The sequence below is a fragment of the Streptococcus sp. HMSC078H12 genome, from assembly GCF_001814615.1.
In the GTDB taxonomy this organism is placed as follows: domain Bacteria; phylum Bacillota; class Bacilli; order Lactobacillales; family Streptococcaceae; genus Streptococcus; species Streptococcus salivarius_F.
Genome location: NZ_KV817308.1, coordinates 1 through 19,793 on the forward strand (window position 1 = coordinate 1; position 19,793 = coordinate 19,793).

15 protein-coding genes and 2 pseudogenes are annotated in these 19,793 nt (G+C 42.3%); 6 read left to right on the forward strand and 11 right to left on the reverse strand.

Annotated elements, in window-relative coordinates; translation table 11 throughout:
• Positions 1-101: 101 nt before the first annotated feature.
• Together HMPREF2979_RS10270 and polA are read right to left on the reverse strand one after the other, a co-directional pair.
• The gene (locus HMPREF2979_RS10270; RefSeq protein WP_070654660.1) at positions 102-1,163 is read right to left on the reverse strand and encodes a DUF6287 domain-containing protein; all 1,062 of its coding nucleotides are present in this window, start codon (positions 1,161-1,163) and stop codon (positions 102-104) included.
• 416 nt (positions 1,164-1,579) lie between these two features.
• A complete protein-coding gene (gene polA, locus HMPREF2979_RS00765; RefSeq protein WP_070654662.1) occupies positions 1,580-4,219 on the reverse strand; it encodes a DNA polymerase I in 2,640 nt (879 codons plus the stop codon).
• Positions 4,220-4,393: 174 nt separating this feature from the next.
• Here polA and HMPREF2979_RS00770 point away from each other — a divergent pair, with 174 nt between their 5' ends.
• The gene (locus HMPREF2979_RS00770) at positions 4,394-6,742 is read left to right on the forward strand and encodes an endonuclease MutS2 (RefSeq protein WP_070654664.1); all 2,349 of its coding nucleotides are present in this window, start codon (positions 4,394-4,396) and stop codon (positions 6,740-6,742) included.
• Between the two features lie 102 nt (positions 6,743-6,844).
• Here HMPREF2979_RS00770 and HMPREF2979_RS00775 read toward each other — a convergent pair whose 3' ends face one another.
• Positions 6,845-7,387, reverse strand: coding sequence for a CvpA family protein (locus HMPREF2979_RS00775; RefSeq protein WP_070654666.1), 543 nt, complete (start codon positions 7,385-7,387; stop codon positions 6,845-6,847).
• Positions 7,384-7,698: a cell division protein ZapA gene (gene zapA, locus HMPREF2979_RS00780; RefSeq protein ID WP_004183554.1), complete on the reverse strand. Its 315-nt coding sequence runs from the start codon at positions 7,696-7,698 to the stop codon at positions 7,384-7,386. Before zapA ends, HMPREF2979_RS00775 begins: the two co-directional genes overlap by 4 nt.
• A gap of 316 nt (positions 7,699-8,014) precedes the next feature.
• Here zapA and rnhC point away from each other — a divergent pair, with 316 nt between their 5' ends.
• From rnhC to HMPREF2979_RS00795, 3 genes are read left to right on the forward strand one after another with little or no spacing between them, the layout of a single operon-like run.
• A complete protein-coding gene (gene rnhC, locus HMPREF2979_RS00785) occupies positions 8,015-8,905 on the forward strand; it encodes a ribonuclease HIII (RefSeq protein WP_070654668.1) in 891 nt (296 codons plus the stop codon).
• 18 nt (positions 8,906-8,923) lie between these two features.
• Entirely contained in the window at positions 8,924-9,547 is a 624-nt protein-coding gene (gene lepB, locus HMPREF2979_RS00790; protein WP_013991198.1) for a signal peptidase I, read from the forward strand.
• Between the two features lie 60 nt (positions 9,548-9,607).
• Complete coding sequence (locus tag HMPREF2979_RS00795) at positions 9,608-12,112, forward strand: SF1B family DNA helicase RecD2 (protein WP_070654670.1); 2,505 nt, start codon at positions 9,608-9,610, stop codon at positions 12,110-12,112.
• Between the two features lie 51 nt (positions 12,113-12,163).
• Here HMPREF2979_RS00795 and HMPREF2979_RS00800 read toward each other — a convergent pair.
• The 5 genes and pseudogenes from HMPREF2979_RS00800 to tsaB all read right to left on the reverse strand — a co-directional run bounded on the left by HMPREF2979_RS00800 (position 12,164) and on the right by tsaB (position 15,334).
• Positions 12,164-12,490, reverse strand: a pseudogene (locus HMPREF2979_RS00800) (AzlD domain-containing protein).
• Positions 12,477-13,169 carry an AzlC family ABC transporter permease gene (locus tag HMPREF2979_RS00805; RefSeq protein ID WP_048790108.1) on the reverse strand — a complete coding sequence of 231 codons (693 nt, stop codon included), beginning with the start codon at positions 13,167-13,169 and terminating at the stop codon, positions 12,477-12,479. The pseudogene HMPREF2979_RS00800 and the gene HMPREF2979_RS00805 overlap by 14 nt, the downstream one beginning before the upstream one ends.
• A 51-nt stretch (positions 13,170-13,220) precedes the next feature.
• Positions 13,221-14,234, reverse strand: a complete 1,014-nt coding sequence (gene tsaD / locus HMPREF2979_RS00810; protein WP_014635059.1) for a tRNA (adenosine(37)-N6)-threonylcarbamoyltransferase complex transferase subunit TsaD — start codon at positions 14,232-14,234, stop codon at positions 13,221-13,223.
• On the reverse strand, positions 14,234-14,689 hold the full coding sequence (gene rimI / locus HMPREF2979_RS00815; protein ID WP_048790109.1) for a ribosomal protein S18-alanine N-acetyltransferase: 456 nt from the start codon (positions 14,687-14,689) through the stop codon (positions 14,234-14,236). Before rimI ends, tsaD begins: the two co-directional genes overlap by 1 nt.
• Positions 14,649-15,334 (reverse strand): annotated as a pseudogene (tsaB, locus tag HMPREF2979_RS00820) (tRNA (adenosine(37)-N6)-threonylcarbamoyltransferase complex dimerization subunit type 1 TsaB). The gene rimI and the pseudogene tsaB overlap by 41 nt, the downstream one beginning before the upstream one ends.
• Positions 15,335-15,594: 260 nt before the next feature.
• On the opposite strand from tsaB, the gene HMPREF2979_RS00825 reads away from it, so the two are divergent.
• Positions 15,595-15,825, forward strand: coding sequence for a DNA-dependent RNA polymerase subunit epsilon (locus HMPREF2979_RS00825; protein WP_002884752.1), 231 nt, complete (start codon positions 15,595-15,597; stop codon positions 15,823-15,825).
• 4 nt (positions 15,826-15,829) lie between these two features.
• A complete protein-coding gene (gene rnjA / locus HMPREF2979_RS00830) occupies positions 15,830-17,512 on the forward strand; it encodes a ribonuclease J1 (protein WP_002884294.1) in 1,683 nt (560 codons plus the stop codon).
• Between the two features lie 102 nt (positions 17,513-17,614).
• Here the strand turns inward: rnjA and HMPREF2979_RS00835 are convergent, their stop codons facing one another.
• Together HMPREF2979_RS00835 and glnA are read right to left on the reverse strand one after the other, a co-directional pair.
• Complete coding sequence (locus HMPREF2979_RS00835) at positions 17,615-18,247, reverse strand: CHAP domain-containing protein (protein ID WP_021143598.1); 633 nt, start codon at positions 18,245-18,247, stop codon at positions 17,615-17,617.
• Between the two features lie 186 nt (positions 18,248-18,433).
• Entirely contained in the window at positions 18,434-19,777 is a 1,344-nt protein-coding gene (glnA, locus tag HMPREF2979_RS00840; protein WP_070654672.1) for a type I glutamate--ammonia ligase, read from the reverse strand.
• Positions 19,778-19,793: the final 16 nt, after the last annotated feature.

The following is a 19,793-nucleotide window of genomic DNA, read 5'->3' on the forward strand; positions in this document are numbered from 1 at the left end:
CGGAGCGAAACGGACTTAAAGTCACAAAAATAAAAAATAGTGACATAAATGTCACTATAGCAAACGAAACAATTGAGAGTATGAATTCCAACCGTTATATTTTATTTACGATAATAAAAATCAGATGATTGACCAAACTCTAGGTCATTTTGTGTTCCTAAAAGTCTATCTTTACTATTATCAGATTCGTTATTATTTGGAATAGAAACTCCTGCAGGAATCATGAAAAGTTGTGAGCCGCCAACAGGTCCCCCTGCCCAACTATATTCCTTCAAAATCCCGTCTTTTACTTCTCCAAATTTCAATGTAATGGTTGTACCAGATTGCGTGACTCTATCCTTGCTAAATACAATAGTGTCACCTCTTCCATTTTCCCAGGTTCCTTCAAGACTACTAAAATCACCATTCTGAATAGCATTGATGTCCATACCAGTCTCTTTGTTTGACTTGCTATCGCTACTACTATCTTCTGTCTCGTCACTACTTGAGTCATCAAAATCATACCAATCTTCGGAAGATAAATCCAAAGTCTGTTCGTTACCTAAGTCAACCTTACTTGCACCATCAGTTGTCTCAGACATGCTGAAATCAACTGATTGAAGCTGGTTAAAGGCACCATCTTTAATTTCATAGGTCTCAGCCTTTGCTTCAGGCTTCATGCGCTGGAATAGTTGACAGTAAATTGTACCATTTTTATAAAATTTCATAGTACTCAAGTAACCACCCTTGGCAAAAGTTCCAGCACTTTTGGCAAAAACAGGCTTATCATCATTATCAAGATAATATAGCGCATGGACACTGTCAGGAGTACCAATCAAAAGTTCAGCTGAGCCATCATCGTTGATGTCTACATAGCTATATTGCACGTTTTCTCCTGCTCTTTTAGCATCAAAAATAGTGCTAGTCGCATAAGCTTCGTCAGACGAAAGATCACTTGGAACAGCCGATGTATCACCGTTCAGAGCAATGGGACGATAGAGGTCCAAGACCGAAGCATAGAGCTCATCGTAGCTCACTTCCTCGGTTTCGGACGAATCGCCACTTACTTGCTCAGACTTAGAAGTACTGTCGCCCGAACCTGAACCACCCGTATTTGTTGCGTTACAAGCCGTCAGCAAGAACAAACTTGATAAGAGCACAAATCCTGTTAATTTCTTTTTCATAACTATCCTTTCATAAGAAACGACCTAACGTTAACATTAGATCATTTAAATCTCTCTGACATTATATTAACAATTGTATGATTAATAAGTCAAGTATTTTTTGAAAAATTAATTTATGTTTATTTATCAAGAACACTTATATAATCAGAGATTTCACTATGACCCAACAATTCCAATCTCAATCAAATTAGAGTTTAAATTAAAAAATCTAGACATTAGATGGTAATTCTTTTTACAATTACAAGTATACGCATCAAAAAAAGCCGGACCTCAGTCCAGCTTTCATCTGTCTATTTCTACTTGGTCATAAAGTAGGTGATGATCACCAATACTGCCACGATAGCTAGGACAACGGCCAGAAATCCAAGCATGTAGCGCAAGAGAAAATAGGTAAATGGAAAATTTTCTTTCATGTTTTACTTTGCCTCATACCATGTGCGGCCGTCATTCTCATCTGCGATGAGAGGGACAGCGAGTTCGACTGCAGCTTCCATGGTTTCTTTAACCAAGGCTTTCATAGCTACAAGTTCGTCGTTTGGCACCTCAAGGACGATTTCATCGTGCACCTGTAGGAGCATCTTAGTTTTATAGCCACCTTCTACCAGAGCCTTGTCTAGGTTAATCATAGCAATCTTAAGGATATCAGCAGCACTTCCTTGGATAGGCGAGTTGATGGCTGTACGCTCTGCGAAGTTGCGGACGTTAAAGTTACGAGAATTGATATCTGGCAACTCACGACGGCGGTGGAAGAGGGTTTCGACATAGCCCTTATCCTTGGCCTCACGAACCACATTATCCATATAGGCCTTGATACCAGGATAACGTTCAAAGTAGGTGTCGATATAATCCTTGGCCTTCTTACGGCTAATGCCAAGGTTGTTAGATAGACCAAAGTCAGAAATACCATAAACGATACCGAAGTTAACAGCCTTTGCGTTACGACGGTCATTAGGTGTGACATCCTCCGGCTTTTCAATACCAAAGACACGCATGGCTGTAGAGGTATGGATATCTGCCCCCTCTTTAAAGGCTGCAATCAAATGCTCATCTCCCGAAATATGGGCAAGCACGCGCAACTCAATCTGTGAGTAATCCGAGCTTAAAAGCACTGCATCCTCAGTCGATGGGACAAAGGCCTTACGGATGAGACGACCTTGCTCCAGGCGAACCGGGATATTTTGCAAGTTGGGATCCACCGATGACAAACGACCTGTCTGAGTTAAATCTTGCACATAACGGGTATGGATCTTGCCATCCTCAAGGATATAATCCTGAAGCCCCAAGACATAGGTAGACTGAAGCTTGGTGATTTGGCGGTACTCCAAAATTTTAGCTACGATTGGAGCAATTGGAGCCAAACGTTCAAGGACATCCACAGCTGTTGAGTAACCTGTCTTGGTTTTCTTAGTGTATTCCAAAGGTAGCCCCATCTTTTCAAAGAGGATAACACCCAACTGTTTAGGCGAGTTAATATTGAACTCCTCGCCCGCCATTTCGTAGATTTCTTGGGTCAATTTATCGATGACTACTTGGTTTTCCACTGCCATCTCGTTAAGGGTTTGCCCCTTGACCTTAATACCAGCGATTTCCATCTTAGCTAGCACATTTGCCAGTGGTAACTCCATGTCAAATAGAAGCTCTGATTGACCGTGTTCAGCCAATTTTTCAAGCATAACCGGTTTAGCAACCTGAAGGACCTTGACTTTTTTAGCCAGGTGGCTGAGCAAGACATCTTTTTCAGGAACCGCACGCTTAGCTCCCTTGCCATAGACCACTTCATCTGTTTCTAACGGTAGGTCCGTATAGAGACGGGCAATGGTTGACAATTCATTGTCTTCAACGGTTGAGAGCAGATACTTGGCCAAACGGGCATCAAAATTAGCCGTCGGCAAGTCAATCCCTAAATGGCTCAAAAGCACCTTACTACGCTTGAAATCGTAGATATTAACAGCTTTTGAAAGAGCTGTCTGGAATGCCTCTGATTTGAGTAGGTCAGTATCTGTAGACGCATAAATCTGCTTGTCATTCCCCCAAGCAAAACCGATGATAGGTTCTGTGTGATAATTGTCACCGAGAATTTCAAAATAGAAGAAATCATCAGAGCTAAAGTGATCCGCTGTCACTTGACTAGGCTCTGCATAGGCCACATCAAAATCCTGCGGCACAGCCTCGCCACCAAGGGCATTTTTGAACTGAACAAAGCCCATCTCGTCATAAAAGGCTGCCAATTTTTCAAGGTCAGGTCCCGTAAAGGCTGTATCATCTAGGCCAATTTCAATAGGAGACTGGGTATCAATGGTCGCCAAGGTCTTAGAAAGGAAGGCCTGTTCCTTATCATTGATGAGATTTTCCTTCATTTTGGACTTCTTCATCTCATCAATATGCTCATAAATACCTTCAAGAGAACCGTGTTCCAAGAGGAGCTTGAGACCAGTCTTTTCACCAATCTTAGTAACTCCTGGAATATTATCGGACTTATCACCCATGAGGGCCTTGAGGTCGATGAATTGCGCTGGAGTAATCCCCATTTTCTCCATGAGGTAGTCAGGTGTGAAGGCCTCAAACTCAGCCACACCCTTCTTCGAAATCTCAACGACTGTGTTTTCGTCAGTCAGCTGAATCAAGTCTTTATCCCCAGAGACAACAGTAATTTGATAGTCCTCACTGGTATTTTCAGCCATCTTAGCCAAGGTACCGATAATGTCGTCTGCCTCGTACTGAGCCAAGTCATAATAGGCAATGCCACGTGCAGCCAACATTTCACGGATATAAGGGAACTGCTCACGGAATTCCTCTGGAGTCTTGGCACGACCAGCCTTATAGTCCGCAAACATCTCTGTACGGAAAGTTGTCTTACCCGCATCAAAGGCTACCAAGACATGAGTCGGTTGGATACGCTCAAGCAGGTTGTCCAACATGAGGTGAAAGCCATAAATGGCATTGGTATGAAGGCCACTATTGTTACGAAAACGGTCAATTTGATTATAAAGTGCGAAAAAGGCACGAAAGGCAACGGATGAACCGTCAATTAGGAGTAATTTTTTCTGATTAGTCATAAGTTTATTATAGCATAGATGAGAGCATTGGTTTTAATTGCAAATCTCTTATTTTAGGGAGACTCTTTTGTAAAAATAGCTAGTCAACATCTGATGACAAAAGTCCGCCCATAAAACGACCTCAGGCATTTCCCACCTCCACGCCCCATAGGCAAATGTGCTATAATAGAAGCTATGAACACAAAGATTTTAGACCAATTAGAATTTAACAAGGTCAAGGACCAGTTCACAGAATACCTGCAGACTGAACAGGCTCAGGCGGAGTTACGTGACTTGGTGCCTATGACCAATCCAGAAAGAATTCAAAATCAATTTACAGAAATCCAAGAAATGGCAGAGATTTTCGTGGAGCACCATGGCTTTGCCATTGGTAGCTTGCGAGATATTTCTGAGCCCCTACGTCGCTTGGAACTGGATGCTGACCTCAACATCCAGGAGCTCATTGCTATCAAGAAGGTGCTGCAAGCTTCAGCTGACCTTGGTCGCTTCTACGCTGACCTTGAAAATGTTGAGCTCGTCGCTCTTAAACGTCTTTTCGAAAAGATTGAGGCCTTCCCAAGTCTACAAGGCAGCCTTCAAAGTATCAATGACGGTGGTTTCATTGAGCATTTTGCTAGCCCTGAGTTGCAGAATATCCGTCGTCAACTCAAATCTTGCGATGATGCCATTCGCCAGACCTTGCAAGACATTCTCAAGAAATCTGGTCACATGTTGGCTGAGAGTTTGATTGCTAGCCGTAATGGTCGTTCAGTGCTTCCTGTCAAAAATACCTACCGTAACCGTATTGCTGGGGTGGTGCATGACATCTCAAGCTCTGGAAACACCGTTTATATCGAGCCACGCGCCGTTATCCAGCTTAACGAAGAAATTACACAATTACGTGCAGACGAACGCCATGAGATGGCCCGCATCCTACATGAACTATCTGATCAACTCCGTCCTCAAGCTGCCGCTATTGCTAACAACGCTTGGATTTTGGGCCACATGGACTTGATTCGAGGAAAATACCTCTATCTCCATGATAAAAAAGCGGTTATTCCAAAGATTAGTGACAACCAAACACTACAACTACTTAACGTTCGTCACCCTCTTTTGGTCAATCCTGTAGCTAACGATTTGCACTTTGATGAGGACCTCACGGCCATTGTCATTACAGGTCCCAATACTGGTGGTAAGACCGTCATGCTTAAAACGCTAGGACTAGCACAACTAATGGCTCAATCTGGTCTTCCAATTTTGGCTGATAAGGGCAGCCGTGTCGCCATTTTCCAAGAGATTTTTGCGGACATCGGAGACGAACAGTCTATCGAACAAAGTTTGTCAACTTTCTCTAGTCACATGACCCACATTGTTGAGATTCTGAATGCTGCCGACAGTAACAGTCTGGTCTTGGTCGATGAGCTTGGGGCTGGTACCGACCCTCAGGAAGGAGCTAGTCTAGCCATGGCAATCTTAGAGCACCTCCGTTTAAGTCAGATTAAGACCATGGCTACCACTCACTATCCTGAGCTTAAGGCCTATGGGATTGAGACGCAACATGTGGAAAATGCCAGCATGGAGTTTGACACAGCGACTTTAAGCCCTACCTATCGTTTTATGCAAGGGGTTCCTGGTCGTTCTAATGCCTTTGAAATTGCTCGACGCCTCGGTTTGAATGAGATTATTGTCAAGGAAGCAGAAAACCTCACGGATACTGATAGTGATGTCAACCGTATCATCGAGCAACTTGAAGCCCAAACTGTGGAAACACAAAAACGTCTGGAACACATCAAGGACGTGGAGCAAGAGAACCTTAAATTCAACCGTGCGGTCAAAAAACTCTATAACGAATTCTCCCATGAATACGACAAGGAACTCGAAAAGGCTCAAAAAGAAATTCAAGAGATGGTTGATACCGCTTTGGCTGAGAGCGATAGTATCCTCAAAAATCTCCACGATAAGAGTCAACTCAAACCTCATGAAGTTATCGACGCCAAAGGAAAACTCAAGAAACTTGCCCCACAAGTGGACCTCTCTAAGAATAAGGTCCTTCGTAAGGCTAAGAAAGAAAAGGCTGCGCGTGCCCCTCGTGTTGGAGATGATATCATCGTTACCGCCTATGGGCAACGGGGTACCCTTACCAGTCAAACCAAAAATGGTAACTGGGAAGCTCAGGTCGGTCTCATCAAGATGACCCTCAAGGCAGACGAATTCACTCTGGTTCGTGCCCAAGCTGAAGCCCAACAACCTAAGAAGAAACAGATTAACGTGGTTAAAAAAGCCAAGAAGACATCTGGCGGTCCTCGTGCCCGTCTAGACCTTCGTGGGAAACGTTACGAAGAAGCCATGCAAGAGCTTGATGCCTTTATTGACCAAGCCCTACTTAATAACATGAGTCAGGTGGACATCATCCACGGTATTGGTACAGGTGTCATCCGTGATGCTGTTACCAAATATCTCCGCCGTCATCGCCATGTTAAAAGTTTTGAATATGCCCCACAAAGTGCCGGTGGTTCCGGATGTACCATTGCAACCTTAGGGTAAAAATAGATAAGAAAGACTGAGACCTTGTGTTCAGTCTTTTTTCATATGTTACCAAAACAAAGAACAAAAAAGCCTCCCTTAATCAAGGAAGACTTCTATTTTCTATATCACACTTGTCCACAAGTGCTGGATAATCTGACTAACTGGAAAATTCCAATTAATCAAAAGGCGCAAAACCCAGCTAGATGACAAGACCGTTTGAATGTTATTCATGGGAACAGTCGCAAGAATATTCCCCAACATAGTCAAAGGCACAAGACTCACTAAGGAGGCCAAGACACCACCTACCACTTGGTAACGTCTCTGATCAAGTCGCTCAATTCTCACAAAATGGAAGAAAATCCCAAGAAAGCGCAAACCATAATAAGCCACACAGTAAATGGCAAAATAAGCCACACCTGCATAATAGACACGGTCAAGCGAAAAGATGTTCTGATCTTTAAAGAAAGCTATACTAGCATCTTTGGTTGGATTGGTATAAGGTACCCAAAGATTGATAGCCTCTCCTAGCGACCGGTAAAAGTAGGCCGCTACACACATGGCAATAATGACTGAAACCACGTAATAAGCTTGCATAAAGAGGCCTCGACGGTAGCCAATGTAGAAATTCCAAGCCACGATAGCTAAGACAAGGAGTCCAATCATGCGTCATCCTCATCGTCATTTGTAGCTGTCGCCTTGACCTTAAGTTGTTCAAGTTGCTTAGCTCTCAACGTTTCCAACTCTTTTTCCATATCTTCAACTTGGATTTCACGTTCCAACTGAGTCGACAAAGAATTGATAGCCATTAGGATAGCAATCGTTTCATTGTCAGCATTTTTCATCTGCTCTTTGATAATTTTATATTTCTCATGGGCAACACGCTCAACCTCTTCCATGAATAGGTTATCCTTATCAGTTGTTAGCGTGAGGTTCTTCTCTCCAAAATGAAATTTGTAACGGTTCTTATTTGCCATTTGCTTGTTAACTGCCAATCAATGGTGGTCACGGATTCGCCACCGCAGCTTCTCCTTATTTTATTGCTTTTATATCGCCATTTTTTAGCAAGATTCAGACACTTACTCTGAGGCGTGTTCGACACTTAAATGCCAACCTATTTCTTCTAATTGTGGAAAAAAGAGCAGGGTTAGGCATTCTCTTTCTAATCATTATATCCTAAATTTTAACTTTCGTAAATTTTAGACTTTGCACTTCTCTAGAAAAATAATTTTCAGGGATTCCGAGTCTGTAAAATATCTACCAATTCTCCTTTTTTGTGCTAAAATAGATTTCATGGGCACAATCGTATTAAAAATGACAGCAAAGCAGATTTCGACACTCCAGAAGGACCTAGCAAGCTATGCGACTGCGACTAAAAATCCTTATGCAAGTTTTTCAGCCAAGGTCGATGGAATAAGTGTCATCGCCTATACTTCAGGAAAGGTAACTTTCCAAGGTGCTAAGCCAGAAATCCTAGCTAGCCGTTTTGGATACCAAGCTGAATCTAAGCATTCACCTGATGGGCAAAACCTAGCCCTAATTGGATCAGACGAAGTCGGAAATGGCTCCTATTTTGGTGGTCTAGCTGTTGTAGCTAGTCTAGTTACCCCAGCTGACCATACCTTTTTGAAATCTCTAGGAGTTGATGATTCTAAAAATCTTAACGATATCAAGATTCGTCAGATTGCACCTATTTTGGAGGAGAAAATTCCTCACAAGGCACTCCTTCTTTCGCCTAGAAAGTACAATGAAGTGGTTGGAGACGGTAAGAGTCATAATGCTGTGTCCGTTAAAGTAGCCCTCCATAATCAGGCTATCTTCCTATTGTTACAATCAGGTGCTAAACCAGATAAGATTGTCATCGATGCCTTCACCAGCGAGAAAAATTATCAAAAATATCTCAAGAACGAACGTAATCGCTTTGACTTTCCTATTACTTTAGAAGAAAAAGCCGAAGGTAAATACCTAGCTGTCGCGGTGAGCTCTATCATCGCCCGCAATCTCTTCCTGGAAAATCTGGATAAACTCAGCCAAGAAGTAGGTTATACTCTTCCTTCAGGTGCTGGTGCTAAGTCCGACCAGATCGCAGCCAAGCTTCTTCAAGCCTACGGAGATCAGGCTCTCCAAGCTACTGCTAAATATCATTTCGCCAATACTAAAAAAGCCTACCAACGCTTAAAATAACCCTGAAAGGCCTTAACTATGAAAAACAAATGGACCCAATACTTTCTCATTTTCCTTCGTGAATGGGGACTCTTTATCCTCTTTATCACATTCTTCCTCTTGACTCGCCTCTTCCTCTGGCTTCCTGTTCAGGTTGACGGCCACTCAATGGATCCAACTCTCGCCAATAACCAGCGTGTTATTGTTTTGAAACACACGTCCATTGAACGCTTTGACATTGTCGTTGCCAAAGAGGTTGAAAATGGTAAGACGAAACAAATCGTAAAACGTGTCATTGGGATGCCAGGTGATACCATTACCTATCAAAACGATAAACTTACTGTCAACGGCAAAGAAGTCAAGGAAGAATACCTCAAAGAATTCCAGGCTGCCTTTGCCAAAGATAAGCTACAAAAAGAGTATGCATACCGCGATTACTTCCAACAACTGGCTAAAGAATCTAAGGCCTTCACTGTCAACGCGGACAAAAACACTACTTTCTCTGTCACTGTTCCTGAAGGCAAATATTTCCTACTTGGAGATAACCGTATCGTTTCAAAAGATAGCCGCGAAGTTGGTTACTTTGACAAGAGTGCTCTTGTAGGGGAAGTCAAATTCCGCTTCTGGCCACTTAATAAAATTGGTACCGTTGAAGACAACTAAAACCACTAAATAAGATAAGGTTGGGGAAACCCAGCCTTATTATGTATCTAGGAAAAACACATGCAAGAATTTTATTTTTCAGGAACTATCGAACGCGTCATTTTCGAAAACGCTAGTAATTTTTTTCGTATCTTACTCTTAGAGATTGACGAAACGGACAGTGATTTTGAAGACTACGAAATCATTGTCACAGGAACTATGGGGGATGTCATGGAGGGTGAAGACTATACCTTCTGGGGCCAACTAACCAATCACCCTAAATATGGGGAACAGCTACAAATGACCCGCTACGAGCGTTCAAAACCTTCTGCCAGCGGTCTTATCAAATATTTTGCCAGCGACAATTTCAAAGGAATCGGTAAGAAAACGGCCGAGCGTATTGTCGAAATTTACGGCGAAGACCCAATTGACCAGATTCTCGAGGATCCTAGCGAGTTAGAGCAGATTCCCAACCTCTCCAAGGTCAATCGAGAAGCCTTTGTTGCGAAGTTAAAAATCAATTATGGAGCCGAGCAAATCCTGTCCAAACTTTCTAGCTATGGACTCACACCAAAGGCCGCCTCACAAATTTTCAATCAATATAAGGAAGAGTCACTAAATCTTATTGAGGAACACCCTTATCTATTAGTAGAGGAGATTCAAGGAATCGGTTTTAAAATGGCTGACCAACTAGCTGAACGTCTTGGAATTGCTAGTGATGCTCCTGAGCGTTTACGAGCTGCCTTGATTCATTGTCTACTAGAAGCCAGTATGGAAGAAGGCGATACCTACATAGAAGCCAAAGCCTTGCTTGAACGGACCATCATTCTTTTGGAAGGTGCTCGTCCGATTGAACTTGACCCCGCTTTGGTCGCTAACCAATTAACCAATCTTATCCAAGAGGATAAGGTGCAAAATGTAGAGACTAAAATCTTTGATAATACCCTATATTTTGCGGAACAGGGCATCTATACCCACCTAACTCGTATCATGAAGGACCAACCTGATGTCAGCTCTGAAGACAAAATCTTAGACAGCCTTGAAGGGGTGGAAGAGGAGCTTGGTATTACTTATGATCAGGTTCAAAAAGATGCCATTATCAAAGCCCTACAAAGCAAGGTCTTCATCCTGACAGGGGGTCCCGGAACAGGGAAAACCACTGTTATTAACGGCATTATTAAAACCTATGCTGACCTTCATGGCCTAGATCTCAAAAAGTCCGATTTACCTATTATTTTAGCAGCACCAACGGGACGGGCTGCTCGTCGGATGAACGAACTCACCCAACTCCCTAGCGCCACTATTCATAGACATTTAGGCCTCAATAGCGAGGACGATTTTAAGACCTTAGAGGACTATCTCGATTGCGATTTGATTATCATCGACGAGTTCTCTATGGTTGATACTTGGTTGGCCAATCAACTCTTTGAAAGTATCTCTGATTCAACCCAAGTTATCATTGTGGGTGACCAAGACCAACTACCTTCCGTAGGCCCTGGCCAAGTCTTGGCTGACCTTTTGCAGATTGATAACTTGCCTAAGGTTTCCCTAACCAAAATTTTCAGACAATCCGAGGATTCCACTATCGTTACCCTAGCTAGCCAGATGCGCCAAGGCCAACTCCCCGCTGATTTCACAGAGAAAAAGGCTGACCGCTCTTACTTTGAGGCCAATGCCAACCATATTCCACAGATGGTTCCTAAAATTGTCTCTGCCGCTATAAAGAGCGGGATTTCTGCTCAGGATGTTCAGATTCTAGCTCCCATGTACCGAGGACAGGCTGGTATTAACAATCTCAACACCATTATGCAGGACCTACTTAATCCTCAAGAAAAGGCCAATCAGTTTGCCTTTAATGACATTTTCTTCCGTAAGAACGACAAAATTCTCCATCTGGTCAACGATACCGAACTCAATGTCTTCAATGGCGACATCGGCATCATTACTGATCTCATCCCTGGTAAATATACTGAAAGCAAGCAGGACGAAATTTACATGTCCTTCGATGGCAATGAGGTTATCTATCCTCGTAACGAATGGAATAAGATTACTCTGGCCTATGCCATGTCAATCCACAAATCCCAAGGGAGTGAGTTCCCAGTCGTTATCCTTCCCATCACACGACAAAGTGGACGTATGCTACAACGTAACCTCATCTACACCGCCATCACACGTGCCAAGAGTAAGCTAGTCATGTTAGGAGAAATCGCAGCCTTTGATTATGCCGTTCGCAACGAGGGGGCTAAACGAAATACTTTTCTCATCCAACGTTTTGAACAAACTTATACACAAGCTGTTGATAAGTCTGTCGAAAAGATTGTTAAAAACGAGGCAACAGGCGCCTCCAATCAAACAAAAACGAAAAACAACGGCCCCTCAGAAACCCTTGAAAACAAAGACTTTTCGGAAAATATCAATCCATCCCAAGATCTTGTTAACACTTATTCACAGCCTGTGGATAAGTCTGTTAACAAACCTGTGCAAACAGAAGAAAACTATCGTTTAACTGAAGAAAATTGGGCAACTATAGATCCAATGATTGGTCTCAGTGAAGACGATATTGCTGCCTTTTTTAACAACAACTAAAAAAGACTTGGAAAACGACTCACTAAGAGCAACTCCAAGTCTTTTCATTTGCTAAAATACGAAACGAATCAGGGCCATAGATATTATACCAACGATTACTGCATAGAGCAGATTTTTGCTCTTAAAGGCTACAATTACCGTTGGCACAGTAGCCAGGATTTCCATCCACTTAAACTGTGGCAAGTGACCAATCTTCTCAGTCGTGAGACTAGAGAGAATCAGAGCAAAGAGGATAGAAACTGGTAAATAGTGCAAAAATCGAACAACGATATCTGGAAGCCCCTTGTATTTCACTAAAACAAAGGGAAGCACACGAGGAACCTAGCTGACCACAAACCCAAGTAGAATAGCAATGAGAATAAACTTATTGACGGCCATCACACATCACCCCCACACTACATCCAACCAAAGTAGCCACTAAAACAGCCAAAGATTCCGACAAGATGACACTAAAGCTCAGATAAGCCACAGCAATAGATAGTAAAATCAAGAGTAGCTTACGCACTCCTTCCCCTAACAAGACATCAATCTGACTACTTAACAAACCAATAAACATGGCAATCAAAGCAAAATCCAAACCAAATAGCTCAGGATTAGGAATCATGGAACCAATCAAACAACCAACAACTGATGATACAATCCAAACCAGATAGCTAAAAATATTGTTACCATGCATCCAGTTAGCAGGAATATCTTTATGATGCACATATTCTCCCAACAAGACACCATAACTTTCATCCGTAATCAGACTACCAATTCCCAGCTGATTCCAAAGGCTTGTTTTTGTAAAAATCGTCGTTGCATGTAAACTCATCAACATGTTACGCAAATTAACCAAGAAAACAGTCAAGGTTAACTCACCTAGACCAGCTCCTGCAACTACTAAGGCACACATGGCAAACTGGGCCGAGCCACCATATACTAAGGCACACATGAGGCCAACCTCAAGGGCTGATAGACCCGAAGCTGCTGCTACAACACCAAAGGCTAGACCAATAGCTACATAGCCTAAAGCTGTCGGTACCGCGGCTTTTACACCTAAACGAAAGTCAGACACACTCAATTCCTTTCTAAAGGAACCTCTTACCAAACTAGTAAGAGGTTCTTCTTATTCTTCAAATCCTGCAAAGGCTAGACTTGGTTTTGCATTCAAGTCCAACTCAGCAAAATGTTTTTGATCACATTCAATAGCGGCTGCTAGAGCAATCATGCCAGCATTGTCACCACAAAGACGTAAAGGCGGAATAACCACATCTACATCTGTGATTTCTTCAGCCAAACGTTCACGTAAGCCTTGATTAGCTGCCACACCACCTGCAACAACAAGTGTCTTGACAGGATAACGCTCCAAGGCTTTCTTAGTCTTAGCTAGGAGAATATCCAACACAGCAGCTTGGAAAGAAGCACAAAGGTCTTCTTTAATTAGGACGTCACCCTTTTGCTCTGCATTATGGTGCAAATTAATGAAGGCTGACTTCAAGCCTGAAAATGAAAACTCCAAGTGGTCTTCCTTAATCATAGCACGTGGAAAATCATAAACATCTTTCCCTTTATGAGCTAACTCATCAATTTCACGCCCGGCTGGGTAGGTCAACCCCATCACACGCCCGACCTTGTCATAGGCCTCACCAACTGCATCATCACGTGTCTCACCAACAATCTTGTAATTCCCCGGTTCTGACACATAAACCAACTCTGTGTGTCCCCCAGACACCAAAAGTGCTAAGAGGGGATATTCCAATTCTTGAACCTCACGCGCTGCCATAAGATGCCCAGCCATATGGTTAACTGGAATCAAAGGCAACCCATGTGCCCAAGCGAAGGCCTTAGCCGCTGCCATCCCGACCAAGAGCGCCCCGACCAAACCAGGACCATAGGTTACTGCTACAGCATCTAGTTGTTCAGCAGTAATTCCCGCCTCAGAAAGGGCATCTTTAATGCAAAGAGTCACCACTTCCACATGGTGACGACTAGCCACCTCAGGAACAACACCACCAAAACGTTTATGGCTTTCCACCTGACTGGCAATAATATTACTTAAAAGTTCTTTCTCATTTTTCAAAACGGCAACTGAAGTCTCATCACATGAGCTCTCCACTGCCAAAATATATCTATCTGCCATTAGACTTCCTCTCGCCTCATGATAACTGCATCTTCTTGAGGCTCATGATAATAATTTTTCCGAATTCCTAGACTTTCAAAACCAAATTTTCTATAAAGTGCCTGAGCGACTTGATTTGAAGCCCTCACTTCTAGGAATATAGGTTCACTACGCTCTTCCAAATGCTTCATCAGCTGACTAGCATAACCACGCCCCTGGTAAGCTTTTAAAATGGCGATATTGGTCACCTCAAGCTCACCCACCAAATTTTGAAGGGCTAAAAAACCAACAACTTCTTCCTGATTATAAACATAGAAATACTCCGTAGTATCCAAAGCCAAGTCTGCTACCACTTGTTCTATCGTCCACGGAGATTTGTCATAAACATCCGACAAAATCTGATAAATCAGTTGAGCTTGCTCTTGGCTACTCAATCTAGACACGCTTGATGTAGTTGTCACGGTTAGTCTCCTCATGTGTCTTAAGCCAATTCTCTTCCGCCTCAACCCGCTTCAAGTAATGTGGAACAAAAGCATCCACATCAACAGAAGGCAAGGACAATCCTAAACGACCAATTAACTGGGCTGACGGAAGACTTGACAAGATAGTTGCTTCTGGAAGGCTTTCTTTAATCTGATCCACAAAATTAGCCACTTCACCGACAAATGTCACCTTTTCAAAAGTTTTAGCTTGCTCCAGAACATCTACAAAAGCTGCATGGCAATCTGGGACGAGGGCCTGACCATTTTCATAAAACCAACGTAAACATTATTACGACGAGCATCCATGATAGGAATCACAACACCGTCAACTGTAAGGTCTGTCAGTGCCTGTAGACTTGAAACTCCCACCAAATCAATGTCGAGGGCATAGGCTAAAGTCTTAGCTGTTGCGACAGCCACACGAAGCCCTGTGTAAGAACCAGGACCCTGTGCAACCACAATACGTTCTAAATCAGACGGTTGCCAGCCTGCCTGAGCAACTAAAAAATCAATGGTTGGCATTAGACTAATACTGTGGTTCTTTTTTACTGTGACAGTTGACTCTGCCACTAGTTTCTCATCTTCTAACAAGGCTACTGATAAAGCTGTGCTAGAAGTATCAAATGCTAATATTTTCATCTTTTTTCCTTGTTTCCTTTTATGCTTTTCTATTATAACACAAGTCACTGTTTCCCAGAAACGAACATTTTCCAACTTTTTCCGCCATTTTCTTTATCTAGCCCCTATCTTATGGTACAATAATAGTAATTGTTAAACGAATCAAGGCTACTAGCTATTACTCATAAAGTGAATATCATAACGTCAAGTAAATCATAGAAAGATTAACTTGACCGGTTTTTTTATAGAATGGCAGAGCCTTTTGGAAAGAAAGGAAAACCATGATTTATAAAGTCTTTTACCAAGAAACTAAAGAGCGTAATCCACGCCGTGAACAGACAAAATCACTCTACCTAGATATCGATGCAGAAACTGAACTTGAGGGACGTATCCAAGCTCGTCAAATCATCGAAAAAAACACTGCCTATAACATCGAATTCATCGAGCTCCTCTCAGAAAAAGCCCTTGAATACGAAAAAGAAACTGGCGTTTTTGAAGTAACGGAGTTCTAAGACCATGGCATCAAAAATCAATCTAAAACCTGAAGAAGTTGGGGTTTATGCGATTGGTGGTTTGGGGGAAATCGGTAAAAACACCTATGGTATTGAATACCAAGATGAGATTATCATCGTCGATGCGGGTATTAAATTCCCCGAGGATGATCTTCTCGGAATCGACTATGTTATCCCAGACTATTCTTACATCGTTGAAAACGTTGATCGTGTAAAGGCACTTGTCATTACCCACGGTCACGAAGACCATATTGGTGGGATCCCCTTCCTTCTTAAACAGGCAAATATCCCAATTTATGCAGGACCACTTGCTCTTGCTCTTATCAAAGGAAAATTGGAAGAACACGGACTACTTCGTGACGCACAACTCTATGAAATTAATGCTAATACAGAGCTTACTTTCAAAAATATGAGCGTGACCTTCTTCCGCACTACTCACTCAATTCCAGAACCTCTCGGTATTGTCATCCATACACCTCAAGGTAAAATTGTTTGTACCGGTGACTTTAAGTTTGACTTCACCCCAGTAGGTGAGCCAGCAGACCTTCACCGTATGGCTGCACTTGGTGAAGAAGGCGTTCTTTGCCTCCTCTCAGACTCAACCAATGCTGAAGTACCAACTTTCACAAATTCCGAGAAGGTCGTTGGTCAATCCATCATGAAAATTATTGAAGGCATCCACGGACGTATTATCTTCGCCTCATTTGCCTCAAACATTTTCCGTCTGCAACAAGCTGCCGAAGCCGCTGTAAAAACTGGCCGTAAGATTGTTGTCTTCGGACGTTCTATGGAAAAAGCCATTGTCAATGGTGTTGAACTAGGCTACATCAAAGTTCCAAAAGGAACTATCATTGACCCAAGTGAGATGAAAAACTACCATGCCAGTGAGATTCTTATCATGTGTACCGGTTCTCAAGGAGAGCCTATGGCAGCCCTTGCACGTATCGCTAACGGGATGCACCGCCAAGTGACACTACAACCTGGTGACACTGTTATCTTCTCATCTAGCCCTATCCCAGGAAACACAACCAGCGTTAACCGCTTGATTAATACTATTCAAGAAGCTGGCGTAGATGTTATCCACGGTAAAATCAACAATATCCATACCTCTGGACACGGTGGTCAACAAGAGCAAAAACTCATGCTTCGTTTGATCAAACCAAAATTCTTCATGCCTGTTCACGGTGAATACCGCATGCAGAAAGTCCACGCAGGCCTTGCTGTTGATTGTGGCGTTCCAAAAGATAATATCTTCATTATGGAAAATGGTGATGTCTTAGCCCTAACAAAAGACTCTGCGCGCCGTGCAGGTCACTTCAATGCTCAAGATATCTATGTTGATGGTAATGGTATTGGGGATATCGGAGCTGCCGTTCTTCGTGACCGTCGTGATCTCTCTGAAGATGGTGTCGTACTTGCCGTAGCAACTGTCGACTTCAAGTCTAAGATGATTCTAGCTGGCCCAGACATCCTCAGTCGTGGCTTCATCTACATGCGTGAATCTGGCGATCTTATCCGCGAAAGCCAACGCATTCTATTCAATGCTATTCGTATCGCTCTTAAGAATAAGGATGCTAGCATCCAATCTGTTAATGGAGCAATCGTCAATGCTTTACGCCCATTCTTATATGAAAAAACAGAACGTGAACCAATCATTATTCCAATGATTCTCACACCTGATAAATAAAAAAATGGTAGCTAGATGGCTACCATTTTTTTAAGTTTAAATCCAATCTGGAGCACAACCTTTCCAACAAGTAAAAAAAGCGCTTATAACGCTTTTTTCATTTTATGCACCTGGATAAATGTAAGATACTGAACCTGGTGTAGTTGAGTTTTGTGGGTCAAACCAACCACGATAGTTGTTGATTTGTTGCTGGTTGTTATAGTTTGACTCCAAGATCTGAATTTGACCATCTTGACCAACTTCTGTTACATAACCAACGTGACCATAACCACCATCAGTCCAACATACAATTGATCCTGTCACAGGTGTTGAACCTACAGCATAACCTTGGCTAGCAGCGCTTCCTGCCCAATCGCCACCATTACCCCACCAGTTACTTGCCCAGGGAGCGACTTCCTTAACACCCCATGTACATTGACCAACTGGATAACGATTCCAAGTAGCATCTGAATCAGTAGCTGCTACCTCTGAAGAAGAAGCTTCTGTTGTTTCCTCAACTGCTGTCGTAGCACCTGAAACTTCCAAGCTTCCACCAGGAACAATTGTTGACCAAATAGTCATGCCATTTTCAGCTGCCAATTGATAAGGATCTACCCCATACTGACTAGCAATTCCGAAGAATGAATCTCCATTTTGAACTGTATAAGTATCAGCATTAACTGTTTGTGCGACTGTAAGACCGAGCAATAATGCACTTGAGGCTGCTGCCAAAGCAGCTTTTTTTGTAGTTTTCATATTTCCCCCTGAATAAGATTAATATAAAATTAGTTTAACACTCTCATATTTTAATGCGATTAAGGGGGAATAAAGAAATATGACAAAAGAAAACAGCTCAGTTAAAACTACGTAATTTGTCCAAGAACTTAATGAATTTAAAAGTAAAAGAAAACCAGGCATAACCTGATTTTCAAATTTAATTTCTTAATAAATGTCCAAGTAGTTATCAATTTCCCATTGTGAAACAAAGGTAGCATAGCTTGCCCATTCCATACGTTTCGCATCAAGGAAGTTTGTATAGATATGATTACCCAAAGCTTGACGGACCACTTCATCTGTTTCCAATGCTTTAAGAGCGTTACGAAGTGTTGATGGCAAATCAATAATACCAGCTTCTTTACGTTCTTCAGGAGACATTGAGTAGATATTTGTTTCAACTGGATCTGGAGCATCAATCTTGTTGATAATACCATCAAGACCTGCTTCCAAAAGTACAGCAAGTGCCAAGTATGGGTTTGCCATTGGGTCTACTGAACGCAATTCCAAACGTGTACCCATACCACGAGACGCAGGAACGCGGATCAATGGTGAACGGTTGCTACCTGCCCATGCAATATATACAGGAGCTTCGTATCCAGGAACCAAACGTTTGTAAGAGTTAACTGTTGGGTTAATAATTGCAGTATAGTTGTATGCATGTTTCATCAAACCACCAAGGAAGTAGTAAGCATCTTGAGACAATTGCATACCACGTGAATCCTCTGGATCAAAGAATGCATTTCCTTCTTCAGTGAAGAGAGACATGTTACAGTGCATACCGCTACCAGCAATACCATATTTAGGTTTCGCCATAAATGTAGCATAAAGACCATGTTTACGAGCGATTGTCTTAACAACCAATTTGAAAATTTGGATATTATCACAAGCCTTCAAAACATCTGTATACTTGAAGTCGATTTCATGTTGACCAACAGCCACTTCGTGGTGAGATGCTTCAACATCAAATCCCATTTCTGTCAAGACATTAACGATTTCACGACGTGTGTTATCTGCAAGGTCAGTTGGTGCAAGGTCAAAATAACCACCTTTATCGTTAACTTCAAGTGTAGGATTACCTTGTTCATCTAATTTGAAAAGGAAGAATTCTGGTTCTGGTCCAAGGTTAAATGATTTATAACCAACTTCTTCCATATGACGCAAAGCCTTTTTCAAGTTACCACGAGGGTCTCCAGCAAATGGTTCACCTGCAGAAGTATAGATATCACAAATAAGACCAGCTACTGCACCATTTTCATCACCCCAAGGGAAAACTGTCCACGTATCAAGATCTGGGTAAAGATACATATCAGATTCGTTGATACGAACAAATCCCTCGATTGATGAACCATCAAACATAGCTTTATTTGAAAGTACCTTATCCAACTGTTCATCTGTCGCAGGAATTTCAACGTTCTTCATAACACCAAGAATATCAGAGAACATTAAACGCAAGAAAGTAACATTCTTCTCTTTGACTTCGCGACGAATATCAGCTGCTGTGATTGCCATAATAGGGGTCTCCTTT

Excerpts from the sequence above, each read along its gene's own strand:
- HMPREF2979_RS00835 (WP_021143598.1), bottom strand. The coding sequence starts at position 18,247 with ATGAAAACTACAAAAAAAGCTGCTTTGGCAGCAGCCTCAAGTGCATTA.
- HMPREF2979_RS10270 (WP_070654660.1), bottom strand. The coding sequence starts at position 1,163 with ATGAAAAAGAAATTAACAGGATTTGTGCTCTTATCAAGTTTGTTCTTG.
- HMPREF2979_RS00775 (WP_070654666.1), bottom strand. The coding sequence starts at position 7,387 with ATGATTGGACTCCTTGTCTTAGCTATCGTGGCTTGGAATTTCTACATT.
- tsaD (WP_014635059.1), bottom strand. The coding sequence starts at position 14,234 with ATGGCAGATAGATATATTTTGGCAGTGGAGAGCTCATGTGATGAGACT.
- polA (WP_070654662.1), bottom strand. The coding sequence starts at position 4,219 with ATGACTAATCAGAAAAAATTACTCCTAATTGACGGTTCATCCGTTGCC.
- rnjA (WP_002884294.1), top strand. The coding sequence starts at position 15,830 with ATGGCATCAAAAATCAATCTAAAACCTGAAGAAGTTGGGGTTTATGCG.
- HMPREF2979_RS00795 (WP_070654670.1), top strand. The coding sequence starts at position 9,608 with ATGCAAGAATTTTATTTTTCAGGAACTATCGAACGCGTCATTTTCGAA.
- lepB (WP_013991198.1), top strand. The coding sequence starts at position 8,924 with ATGAAAAACAAATGGACCCAATACTTTCTCATTTTCCTTCGTGAATGG.
- rnhC (WP_070654668.1), top strand. The coding sequence starts at position 8,015 with ATGGGCACAATCGTATTAAAAATGACAGCAAAGCAGATTTCGACACTC.
- HMPREF2979_RS00825 (WP_002884752.1), top strand. The coding sequence starts at position 15,595 with ATGATTTATAAAGTCTTTTACCAAGAAACTAAAGAGCGTAATCCACGC.
- glnA (WP_070654672.1), bottom strand. The coding sequence starts at position 19,777 with ATGGCAATCACAGCAGCTGATATTCGTCGCGAAGTCAAAGAGAAGAAT.
- HMPREF2979_RS00770 (WP_070654664.1), top strand. The coding sequence starts at position 4,394 with ATGAACACAAAGATTTTAGACCAATTAGAATTTAACAAGGTCAAGGAC.
- rimI (WP_048790109.1), bottom strand. The coding sequence starts at position 14,689 with ATGAGGAGACTAACCGTGACAACTACATCAAGCGTGTCTAGATTGAGT.
- zapA (WP_004183554.1), bottom strand. The coding sequence starts at position 7,698 with ATGGCAAATAAGAACCGTTACAAATTTCATTTTGGAGAGAAGAACCTC.